Origin of the sequence: Pseudomonas sp. JL3 (assembly GCF_031570575.1) — a bacterium.
GTDB lineage: Bacteria > Pseudomonadota > Gammaproteobacteria > Pseudomonadales > Pseudomonadaceae > Aquipseudomonas > Aquipseudomonas cucumis.
Map to the genome: position 1 here is coordinate 197,574 of NZ_JAKWJK010000009.1, position 8,585 is coordinate 206,158.

The following is an 8,585-nucleotide window of genomic DNA, read 5'->3' on the forward strand; positions in this document are numbered from 1 at the left end:
GTTAAAACTTCAGTTCTTGGGGCTGCTGAGCAGTATGAGGGTGTACAGCGCCCGCATAGACTTTCAGCTTACGATACATGTCGCGACCCAGCGGGTTCTTAGGCAGCATGCCTTTGACCGCGGTCTCGATCACGCGCTCAGGGGCTTTAGCGATCAGCTTTTCGAAGTTGATCGACTTGATGCCGCCCGGGAAACCGGAGTGGGAGTAGTAGATTTTGTCGGTGGTTTTAGCACCGGTTACACGAATCTGCTCGGCATTGATAACGACGATGTAATCGCCGGTGTCAACGTGAGGAGTGTACTCAGCTTTATGCTTGCCACGCAGACGGCTCGCGATTTCGGTGGCCAGACGACCCAGGGTCTGACCTGCAGCGTCGACGACAAACCAGTCGCGCTGTACTGTTTCCGGTTTAGCAGTAAAAGTTTTCATTCTTTATAGCCTCAGGGGCCGCCCTGTAAATTAGACGGCGGATCTTACTGAATAGTGCGTACTTTGACAAGTCAAAGGCAGCCGGATACAGACGCTTTCGGGGGCTCGGGTCGGCGCGTCCGTTCAACGGCAAGATTCTTCGGCGGCGGCGCATCACTTCCACTGCAGAAAGAGGTGCGCAATTATGCAGATTGCGAAAAATAATTCAACCTGCTTTTATGATTGTTTTGCCCAAGGAGCACCCGATGGACTATCGCCAGCTAGGCCGTACCGATCTGAACGTGAGTGCAATCTGCCTCGGCACCATGACCTGGGGCGAGCAAAACAGCGAGGCTGAAGCCTTCGCCCAGATCGAACGGGCCAAGAGCGCCGGGATCAATTTCATCGACACCGCCGAGATGTACCCGGTGCCGCCCAAGGCCGAAACCTACGCCACCACCGAGCGCTACATCGGCAATTACTTCAAAAGCCGCGGCGATCGCGCCGACTGGATCCTGGCGAGCAAGATCGCCGGCCCCGGCAACACCATCGATTACATCCGCGACAAAAACCTCAAGCACAACCGCGAGCACATCGTCCAGGCCGTGGATGCGAGCCTCAAGCGCTTGCAGACCGATTACATCGACCTCTATCAGTTGCACTGGCCGGAACGCAGCACCAATTTCTTCGGGCAACTGGGCTACAAGCACACGAGCGAAGTCAACCTCACGCCGCTGGAAGACACCCTCGAAGCACTGGACGAACAGGTCAAGGCCGGCAAGATCCGCCACATCGGCCTGTCCAACGAAACCCCATGGGGCACCATGCGTTTCCTCGCCCTCGCCGAAGCCCGTGGCTGGCCGCGCGCCGTATCGATCCAGAACCCCTACAACCTGCTCAATCGCAGCTTCGAAATCGGCCTGGCGGAAATCGCCATCCGCGAACAGTGCGGTCTGCTCGCCTACTCGCCGCTGGCGTTCGGCTTCCTGTCGGGCAAATACGAAGGTGGCGCACGTCCGCCCAAAGGTCGTCTGAGCCTCTACAGCCGCTTCAGCCGCTATTTCAATCCGCAATCGGAAGCGGCGTGCAGCCGTTATGTGGCACTGGCTCGTGAACACGGCCTGGATCCGGCGCAGATGGCACTGGCCTTCGTCACACAGCAACCGTTCGTCACCAGCAACATCATTGGCGCCACCACGCTTGAGCAACTGGACAGCAACATTGCCAGCTTCGAGCTGAAACTTTCCGACGAAGTGTTGGCGGGGATCGAGGCGATTCACCAGGATCAGCCGAATCCTGCTCCTTGATTGATCCATAGACCCAATCGCGGGCAAGCCACGCTCCCACAGGAAATCACAAACCTGTGGGAGCGTGGCTTGCCCGCGATGGCGTCCGCCCAGTCACTGCAAATTACAGCGACCGAGCAATAATCTCCTTCATGATTTCATTGGTCCCGGCATAAATCCGCTGCACCCGCGCATCCGCCCACGCCCGGGCGATCGGGTATTCCCACATGAAACCGTAACCGCCATGCAACTGCACACACTCGTCGAGCACCTTGCATTGCAGGTCGGTGCCCCAGTACTTGGCCATCGCCGCTGTCGGCACGTCGAGCTTGCCTTGCAGATGCAGTTCCAGGCAGCGATCGACGAAAACCCGGCCGATCTGGATTTCGGTCGCCATTTCAGCGAGTTTGAAGCGGGTGTTCTGGAAGTCGGCGATGGCCTTGCCGAAAGCCTTGCGCTCACGGGTGTAATCCAGCGTCCATTGCAACGCCGCTTCGGCTGACGCCAAGCCACCCACCGCGACCGTCAGACGCTCCTGCGGCAGTTCCTGCATCAGGTAAGCGAAGCCCATCCCGGCCTGACCCAGCAGGTTTTCCTTCGGCACCCGAACGTCCTGGAAGAATAGCTCCGAGGTGTCCTGAGCCTTCATGCCGACCTTTTCCAGACGCTTGCCCTTGGCGAAACCCGGCGTATTGGCCTCCACCAGAAACAGACTGGTGCCCTTCGCCCCCGCCTTCGGATCGGTCTTGGCCACGACGATCACCAAATCAGCCAGAAAGCCATTGGTGATGAAGGTCTTCGAACCGTTGATCACGTATTCGTCGCCATCCAGCACAGCGGTGGTTTTCACCCCTTGCAGGTCGGAACCGGCACCCGGCTCGGTCATGGCAATCGCGGTGACCATCTCGCCAGACACCAGTTTTGGCAGGTATTTGTGCTTCAGCGCCTCACTGCCGTAATGCAGGATGTAAGGCGCCACAATGTCCGAATGAAGAGAAAAGCCGATCCCGGTCAAACCGAGGCGGCCGACCTCTTCGATCACCACCGCGCTGTAGAGAAAGTCAGCCCCCAGCCCGCCGTATTCTTCCGGTAAATGCGAACAGAGCATCCCCGCCTCCCCTGCCTTGTTCCAGAGTTTACGGTCGATATAGCCTTGTTTTTCCCATTGCCCATGGAACGGCACGGCCTCTTTTTCTAGGAACGTTCGCACGCTGTCGCGAAAAAGTTCGTGCTCGGAGCTGAACAAGGTTCTGGGGATCATGCGGCACCTGTCGTTATTGTTAGCCGGAATTGACCTTTAGAGACTAAGCCTCGCTTCCGATACAGGACACTGGACACATCCGACAAAAAATAAGACGATCCAGCCGTCTGGTGACCACTTTCCCCTATAAGAATAAAGTTGAATTATGTCTAACCACGTCTCCACGCCCTTGCGGCGCGTCAGCATCCTGGCTATCGACCGGGTTTTCGCTTCCACCCTCATGCAAGCCAAGGATTTCTTCCATCTGGCCAGCCTGCGCTATGGCAAACAACTGGGCCACGGCCTGACACCGGCGTTTGAAACCCGGCTGGTCAGCCCCGACGGCAAACCGGTGAACAGCTTCAGCGATGTGATCATGCCGGTGGACGGCGGCCTGGAAAATGCCGACGTCATCATCCTTCCCGCCTTCTGGGACGATTTCGACACCCTCTGCAAACGTTATCCACAGGTCCTGCCGTGGCTGCGTCAGCAGCATGCACGCGGCGCCGTGTTGTGTGGCGAGGCCACCGGCGTGTTCTGGCTGGCCGAAGCCGGGTTGCTCGATGGCAAGGAAGCGACGACCTACTGGCGTTTCTTCAATGCGTTTGCCGAGCGCTTCCCGCAGATTCAGCTCAATCAGGACAAACACCTGACCGATGCCGACAATCTGTATTGCGCCGGCGGCACCACCTCGGCCTGCGATCTCTACATCTACCTGATCGAGCGCTTTTGCGGCGCCAACGTGGCCCAGGCCGTGGCCCGCGACATTCTTTACGAAGTACAGCGCAGCTATGCGCCGGGGCGGATCGGTTTCGGCGGGCAGAAACTGCACCAGGACGTGATCATCCTGCAGATCCAGCATTGGCTCGAAGAACACTTCGCCGACAAGTTCCGCTTCGAAGACGTGGCCCGCGAACACGGCATGAGCATCCGCAACTTCATGCGCCGCTTCCAGACCGCCACCGGCGACAAACCGCTGCATTACCTGCAGCGACTGCGCATCGAAACCGCCAAGGGCTTGCTGTCCGGCAGCCGCAAGAGCATCAAGACCATCAGCTATGAAGTCGGTTACGACGATGCGAGCTTCTTCGCCCGGCTGTTCCGCCAGCACACGGAGTTGTCGCCGAACCAGTATCGGCAGCAGTTTCAGCAAGCGGCATAATCCGCCTTTAATGATCGTTCCCACGCTCCGCGTGGGAATGCCGCCATGGACGCTCTGCGTCCGCTTCTGAATGTGACGCGGAGCGTCACGGGATGCATTCCCACGCGGAGCGTGGGAACGATCATTCGAAGCACAAAAAAGGGCCTGCATATGCAGGCCCTTTTTTATTTTCCGAAATGTCCTACGGCTTATGCGCCCGTGACAGANTCTGAATGTGACGCGGAGCGTCACGGGATGCATTCCCACGCGGTGCGTGGGAACGATCATTCGAAGCACAACCAAGGGCCTGCATATGCAGGCCCTTTTTTGTGCTTCGACTGATCGTTCCCACGCTCCGCGTGGGAATGCCGCCATGGACGCTCGGCGTCCGCTTCTGAATGTGACGCGGAGCGTCACGGGATGCATTCCCACGCGGAGCGTGGGAACGATCATTCGAAGCACAAAAAAGGGCCTGCATATGCAGGCCCTTTTTTATTTTCCGAAATGTCCTACGGCTTATGCGCCCGTGACAGAAATTCGTGCGACTGCATTTCCAGCAAACGGCTAAGCGTACGCTGGAACTCGAAGTTCAGGCGACCACCGGTGTAGAGGTCTTTGAGCTCGACTTCGGCAGAAATGATCAGCTTCACGTTACGGTCGTAAAACTCGTCGACCATGTTGATAAAACGTCGGGCGATGTCGTCGGTGGTGACGCTCATCTGCTCGACATTGCTGAGCAACACGGCATGGAAAATTTTACCCAGTTCGATGTAATCGTTCTGGCTGCGTGGGCCGTCGCAGAGTTCACGGAAGTCGAACCAGGCCACGTCATCACAGGTGCGCACAGCACGGATTTCACGATTCTCGATCACCAGAACGTCGTTCTCGATGGCTGCCGTGCATTCCGGCGTCAGGGCCCGGAAGCTCTTGCGCAAGCTTTCCTGGGCAGCGTCATCCAGCGGAAAGTGGAACAGCTCCGCTTGCTCGAGGTGGCGCAGACGGTAATCGACGCCGCTGTCGACGTTGACGATCTCGGTGTTCTGCTTGATCAGCGCAATGGCCGGCAGGAAACGCGCACGCTGCAGGCCGTCCTTGTACAGGCCGTCCGGCACGATGTTCGACGTCGCGACCAGGGTCACGCCGTTCTTGAACAACTCTTCCATCAACGTGCCAAGAATCATCGCGTCGGTAATGTCGGAAACGAAGAACTCATCGAAACAAATCACTCGCGACTCGTCGGAGAAACGCTTGGCGATGATGGTCAGCGGGTTTTTCTCCCCGCCTAGAGTCTTCATCTCTTCATGCACGCGCTTCATGAAGCGGTGAAAGTGAGTGCGGGTCTTTTCCTTGAACGGCAGCGCTTCGAAGAAGGTGTCGACCAGGTAAGTCTTGCCGCGACCAACGCCGCCCCAGAAGTACAGGCCCTTGACCGGTGCCTGGTCTTTCTTGCCAAACAGTTTGCCGAGCAGGCCCGGTTTGTTTTGCGAGGCTGCGACCAGATCGTCGTACAGGCGCTGCAAATGGCGCACGGCAGTTTCCTGGGCGGCGTCATGGAAGAATTCCGGGCGTTTCAGATCAGCTTGATATCGTTCTAGGGGCGTCATAATTCGTTAGCAAGGCAACAAAAACGGGCCGTCACTGTAGCGACGGCCCGTGGGAATGGCAATCGGCCCTTGGTCGGACCGAGCCGTTGATTATTCCTGAACCGGTGTCAGGGCAACGCGCAAAGCACCGATGGCAGCATCGCGAGCAGTACTGTCGGCGAAGGCCGGGCTGTCGGCAACGCACTCGCCTTCCAGCCAGACGCTGAAGCTCAGGTCTTCGCTGCGCACGTCCAAGGCTTGACCGGATTGCAGTTGCTTGGTCACTTGCCCTGCGGTTTTACCGTCGGCGAAGTTGCGCGAGAGCAACAGTTGTTCGCCATCGGCCGCCAGCAGACGGAAGCGGAAACTGCCGTCGTCTTCACGGAAGCTGACGAAACGCGCGGCTTTCGCTGCTTTCTTCTTGGTGGTCGCTGCGACTTGGGTCTGAGCGACGAAAGAACGCAGGCCGACCGCTTCACGCAGTTCGTGGAGGAACGGCGTCGCCACAGCGCGAGCTTTCTTGGCGCCGAGTTGCAGAATGTCTTCCAGATCCGCCGGGCGTTCGATCAGCTGGTGATAACGCTCGCGGGATTCGCCCAATTCGCTGTCGAGCAGTTGGAACAGACGATTCTTCGCCTCGCCCCAACCCAGGCCCTGGAGCAATTCGCTGCGGAATTCGTCGGATTGTGCCGGCGTAGCGAAAGCCTGGAACAAGGTGAACAGGTGCGAGTTGTCCGGATCTTTGGCTTCGCCCGGGGCACGGGAGTCGGTAACGATCCGCGAAATCGCGTCTTTCATCTCTTTGGCGCTGCTGAACAACGGAATGGTGTTGTCGTAGCTCTTCGACATCTTGCGACCGTCGAGCCCTGGCAAGGTGGCGACGCTTTCCTCGATCAGTGCTTCGGGCATGGTGAAGAACTCTTTGCCCTGGCCGAACAAGTGGTTGAAGCGCTGCCCGATGTCACGGGCCATTTCCACGTGCTGGATCTGGTCACGACCGACCGGCACTTTGTGAGCGTTGAACATCAGGATGTCCGCCGCCATCAGCACCGGGTAGCTGTACAAGCCCATGGTGATACCGGCATCCGGGTCTTCGCCGGTCTCGACGTTTTTGTCCACCGAGGCCTTGTAGGCATGGGCGCGGTTGAGCAGGCCCTTGGCGGCCACGCAGGTCAGCAGCCAGGTCAGCTCCGGGATTTCCGGGATGTCGGACTGGCGATAGAACGTCACCCGGTCCACGTCCAGGCCACCGGCCAGCCAGGTTGCGGCGATTTCCAGACGCGAGCGCTGGATGCGCAGCGGGTCATCGCATTTGATCAGGGCGTGGTAGTCGGCCAGGAAGTAGAACGAATCGGCATTGTTGTCACGGCTGGCCAGGATCGCCGGGCGAATGGCGCCGGCGTAGTTGCCCAGGTGCGGCGTGCCGGTGGTGGTGATGCCGGTGAGGATACGGGTACGAGTCGTCATGGGTAATCGCTTGTCAGACTGCAATCAATTCGAAAGACGCGGCAGGATCAGATCCTTGAGATCGGTCAGCTTGCCATGAAAAAAGTGTCCGCATTCTGCCACTTTCAGCAGCTCATGGGGGCGATCGAGTGCGTCGGACCAATCGTAAACCAGCTGCGGATCGATCACTTCGTCGGTTTCCGGCTGGATCAGGGTCAATGTGCATTGTTGCGGCAGTTGATCCTGATCGCCCAGGCGCATGACGGCGGGCGCGACCATGAACAAATGCTTGAGTTGTTCGCCCTTGGCTTCCAGGCGCCCGCCGAGACTTGCTGCAACAAATCCGCCGAAGGAGAAACCGAACAGGGTCAGGGGCACATCAGGATGCTTGGCCCGCAACCACTCGGCCGCCGCCTGGGCATCGTCGACTTCGCCAGTACCCATGTCGTGCGTGCCTTCACTGGCGCCGACGCCACGGTAATTGAAACGCAGGGTAATCAAACCGGCATCGCGGGCAGTGCGCTGCAGGGTCGAGACCACTTTGTTGAGCATGGTGCCGCCCTGCACCGGGTTCGGATGGCAGATCAGCGCAATGCCGCGCGGCTGCTCATTATCCAGGTACAAACTTTCCAGTTGACCGACCGGGCCATCAATCACTACAGGGGTTTCGCGCATAAGCAAGGAAGGAACTCCGTGACCTCGAATCAGGTCGACTCGTCTAGCCAATTGTCTGTGCCAATCTATTGCGAGTGAATCGCGGTATACAGCGCAGGTTCGAGCCGTTAACGTAAAGCAAAGCCGTTTATAGAGGAAGGACTCGTGGAACACTCGCTCTTAGTTTGGTTGTTGCCGACTCTTGCCCTGGTTGTGGGTGTCGCCATTGGATTCCTGATCGCTCGCCTGGTGCCGAATGCCGCGCCTAACCGCACGCAACGTCAGCTGGATGATATTCAGGAACGTTTTGACAATTATCAGAACGAAGTGGTCACCCACTTCAACAGCACTGCAACACTGGTCAAGAAACTGACTCAGAGCTATCAGGAAGTGCAGGAGCATCTCGCCGAGGGCGCCAACCGTCTGGCCCTGGACGAGCAGACTCGCCAACGTTTGCTGGCTGCCCTGCACGCCGACGCGGCGCAGGCTCCACGGGAACGTCTGACGCCACCGCGCGATCAGGAACCGCCTCGCGACTACGCCCCCAAAGCCCCGAACGCGCCGGGCATGCTCGATGAGCATTACGGCCTGAAGAAGTAATCAGGTTTCGCGCGACATGAAAAAGCCCTCGGACGAGTGATTGTCCGGGGGCTTTTTCATTTCTGAAGTGTTTCATCGCCTGTTCAGACCTCTTCGCGGACAAGCCCGCTCCCACAATGGATCGGCGATGAGCGAAATGTTGTGACAGCCATGCTTGCCCGCGAAGAGGTCAGTACAGGCGGCACAAAAAATCTATGGTCACCCCCATTTTTGCAATACTGATTAT

At 58.3% G+C, this 8,585-nt stretch carries 8 protein-coding genes; 3 read left to right on the forward strand and 5 right to left on the reverse strand.

Features of this window, described 5'->3' with window-relative positions:
* Nucleotide 1 precedes the first annotated feature (1 nt).
* Entirely contained in the window at nucleotides 2-430 is a 429-nt protein-coding gene (rplM, locus tag MMG91_RS17400; RefSeq protein ID WP_007905295.1) for a 50S ribosomal protein L13, read from the reverse strand.
* 245 nt (nucleotides 431-675) lie between these two features.
* Here rplM and MMG91_RS17405 point away from each other — a divergent pair, with 245 nt between their 5' ends.
* Entirely contained in the window at nucleotides 676-1,716 is a 1,041-nt protein-coding gene (locus tag MMG91_RS17405; protein ID WP_310660243.1) for an NADP(H)-dependent aldo-keto reductase, read from the forward strand.
* 103 nt (nucleotides 1,717-1,819) lie between these two features.
* Here the strand turns inward: MMG91_RS17405 and MMG91_RS17410 are convergent, their stop codons facing one another.
* Nucleotides 1,820-2,956, reverse strand: coding sequence for an acyl-CoA dehydrogenase family protein (locus tag MMG91_RS17410; RefSeq protein ID WP_038981619.1), 1,137 nt, complete (start codon nucleotides 2,954-2,956; stop codon nucleotides 1,820-1,822).
* Between the two features lie 244 nt (nucleotides 2,957-3,200).
* On the opposite strand from MMG91_RS17410, the gene MMG91_RS17415 reads away from it, so the two are divergent.
* Nucleotides 3,201-4,097, forward strand: coding sequence for a GlxA family transcriptional regulator (locus MMG91_RS17415; protein ID WP_177409330.1), 897 nt, complete (start codon nucleotides 3,201-3,203; stop codon nucleotides 4,095-4,097).
* Nucleotides 4,098-4,585: 488 nt separating this feature from the next.
* Here the strand turns inward: MMG91_RS17415 and zapE are convergent, their stop codons facing one another.
* The 3 genes from zapE to MMG91_RS17430 form a co-directional block, all read right to left on the reverse strand.
* Nucleotides 4,586-5,680 (reverse strand): cell division protein ZapE, encoded by a 1,095-nt coding sequence (zapE, locus tag MMG91_RS17420; protein ID WP_038981618.1) that lies wholly within the window; start codon nucleotides 5,678-5,680, stop codon nucleotides 4,586-4,588.
* 90 nt (nucleotides 5,681-5,770) lie between these two features.
* Nucleotides 5,771-7,126 carry a tryptophan--tRNA ligase gene (locus MMG91_RS17425; protein WP_310660244.1) on the reverse strand — a complete coding sequence of 452 codons (1,356 nt, stop codon included), beginning with the start codon at nucleotides 7,124-7,126 and terminating at the stop codon, nucleotides 5,771-5,773.
* Between the two features lie 24 nt (nucleotides 7,127-7,150).
* The gene (locus MMG91_RS17430; protein ID WP_310660245.1) at nucleotides 7,151-7,780 is read right to left on the reverse strand and encodes an alpha/beta fold hydrolase; all 630 of its coding nucleotides are present in this window, start codon (nucleotides 7,778-7,780) and stop codon (nucleotides 7,151-7,153) included.
* A gap of 144 nt (nucleotides 7,781-7,924) precedes the next feature.
* Here MMG91_RS17430 and MMG91_RS17435 point away from each other — a divergent pair, with 144 nt between their 5' ends.
* Nucleotides 7,925-8,359 carry a YhcB family protein gene (locus MMG91_RS17435; RefSeq protein ID WP_305446845.1) on the forward strand — a complete coding sequence of 145 codons (435 nt, stop codon included), beginning with the start codon at nucleotides 7,925-7,927 and terminating at the stop codon, nucleotides 8,357-8,359.
* Nucleotides 8,360-8,585: the final 226 nt, after the last annotated feature.